2 protein-coding genes and 1 pseudogene are annotated in these 2424 nt (G+C 45.2%); all 3 read left to right on the plus strand.

Annotated elements, in window-relative coordinates:
* Positions 1-32 precede the first annotated feature (32 nt).
* Positions 33-830, plus strand: coding sequence for a Nif3-like dinuclear metal center hexameric protein (locus tag WEIDD23_RS01285; protein WP_010371664.1), 798 nt, complete (start codon positions 33-35; stop codon positions 828-830).
* A gap of 21 nt (positions 831-851) precedes the next feature.
* Complete coding sequence (pepT, locus tag WEIDD23_RS01290; protein WP_010371661.1) at positions 852-2084, plus strand: peptidase T; 1233 nt, start codon at positions 852-854, stop codon at positions 2082-2084.
* A gap of 167 nt (positions 2085-2251) precedes the next feature.
* Positions 2252-2424: pseudogene (locus WEIDD23_RS14210) on the plus strand (acetate kinase); the annotation flags it as partial.

Consider the following 2424-nt stretch of genomic DNA (forward strand, 5'->3'; position numbering starts at 1 on the left):
ATGCAACGTGATATTGGGGAGGTCTTGGGAGAATGAAGGCAAAAGAATTAATTGCACGAATTGAAGCTTATGCTCCCCGCGAATTAGCTTGGGAACGCGATCCAATCGGGTTGCAACTCGGCGATCCAGAGCAAGAAATTCAGACGGTGATGACCGCATTGGACGTCCGACCAGAAGTCGTGCAAGAAGCGATTGAAAAGCACGTTGATTTCATTTTTGCCCATCACCCAATGATTTTCCGCCCGGCGAAGAATTTAGATTTGTCAGTACCGCAGAATCGGATGTATGCTGATTTGATTAAGCATGACATTGTCGTTTATGCGGCGCATACAAATTTAGATGCAGCGGCAGGTGGTATGAATGATTGGCTGGCCAGTGCCTTGCAACTGGAACAGGTTAAGCCCCTCATTCCAAATCCAGATGGCCAAACGGGTCTCGGACGAATTGGTGAGCTGGCAACACCACAAACGGTCGCAGATTATGCAACCTTTGTGCGTGACTTATTCCAAGTAGCCCATGTTCGCGTTATCGCCAATGATATGAACCGCCAGTTGAAGCGTATTGCTGTCCTTGGTGGCGATGGGGGTAGCGAATATCCGGCAGCATTGGCAGCGGGGGCTGATGCCTATGTGACAGCAGATTTTTACTACCATACCGCTCACGATGTATTGGCTGATGATTTTGTCGTGATTGATCCAGATCATCACATGGAGGCCATTGCCAAGGACAGGTTAGTCGACCTAGTGAAAACTTGGCAAACAGAAAATGGTTGGCAACTGACCGATGTCTTTGCCTCAGCGCAGAACACCGATCCTTACACATATATTTAATATAGATAAGAGGTAATAGACATGACAGAAACAGTATATCCAAACTTAATTGACCGTTTTGTGCGTTACGCAAAGGTCAACACGCGTTCAAACGAAGAGTCGACGACGGTGCCATCAGATCCAAAGGAAGTTGCTTTTTTGGCTGATTTGGCAACAGAACTAAAGGACTTGGGACTAGAAAACGTTCGTACTATGGCTGACGGTTATGTATTTGCTGAATTAGCAGCGAACACAGATGCTGATGTGCCAACGATTGGGTTTATTTCTCACGTTGATACGGCTGACTTCAACTCAGAAAACGTTAACCCACAATTCGTTGAAAACTATGATGGTCAATCAGATATCAAGTTGAACGAAGAGTACACGTTGTCACCAGCTGATTTCCCATCATTGAAGAAGTATGCGGGTCACACGTTGATTACGTCTGATGGGACGACTTTGTTGGGTGCGGACGATAAGTCTGGGGTTGCTGAAATTGTGTCAGCAGCCGAATACTTGATTGCTAACCCTGATATCAAGCATGGTAAGGTTGTGTTCGGCTTTGGCCCAGACGAGGAAATTGGTATTGGTGCCGATAACTTCCACGTGGCTGAATTCGGTGCTGATTTTGCTTACACGGTCGATGGTGGTCCATTGGGCGAGTTGGAATGGGAAACTTTCTCAGCTGCTGCAGCAACAATCAAGATTCAAGGTCGTAACGTACACCCTGGTTCAGCCAAGGACACGATGGTCAATGCGTTGCAAGTTGCCATGGATTTGCACGCAGCTTTGCCAGTCGGAGACCGTCCTGAATTGACAGAAGGTCGTCAAGGGTTCTTCCACATCTTGAAGTTGACTGGTACGCCAGAAGAAGCTGAAATGGCTTACATCATTCGTGATCACGATCGCGTTATTTTTGAGCAACGTAAGCAAATTTTGCGTGATATCGTCGAAAAGATGAATGGTGAGTTCGGTCTTGAGCGTATTAAGCTTGAGATGAATGACCAATACTACAATATGGGTGAGATTCTTAAGGATGATATGACGCCGGTAGATTTGGCTGAAGCCGCCATGAAGGCATTGGATATTAAGCCAGTTATTGAGCCAGTTCGTGGTGGTACGGATGGTTCAAAGATTACGTTCTTGGGCTTGCCTACACCAAACTTGTTTGCTGGTGGTGAGAACATGCACGGTCGTTATGAATATGTGTCAACAAAGGTGATGAACCAAGCGGTTGACACAATTTTGAAGATTATTGAATTGAATAACAAGTAATCAATGTTGATTAAAAGTCGGGTATGCCTATTAATGGCCTGCCTGGCTTTTTTTGATTGTCAATCCTTCAGCATCTTCTGGAATGGACTAGTCATGATAACGCTTACATGTTATAATTAGTCCAATAAATTGGATGATATCCATTGCAAACAGGGAGCACATGAAATATGGCAAAAACATTGGCAATTAACGCGGGATCTTCTTCATTGAAGTTTCAACTACTAGATATGCCGGCCGAAACGGTCATCGCGAAGGGACAAGTTGAACGAATTGGCTTGCCTGAGAGTGTCTTTACAATGAAGTTTAATGGGGAAAAAACTGAAATTGTGCGCGATATTGC

It is taken from the genome of Weissella sp. DD23, from assembly GCF_001579105.1.
Lineage (GTDB): Bacteria > Bacillota > Bacilli > Lactobacillales > Lactobacillaceae > Weissella > Weissella cibaria.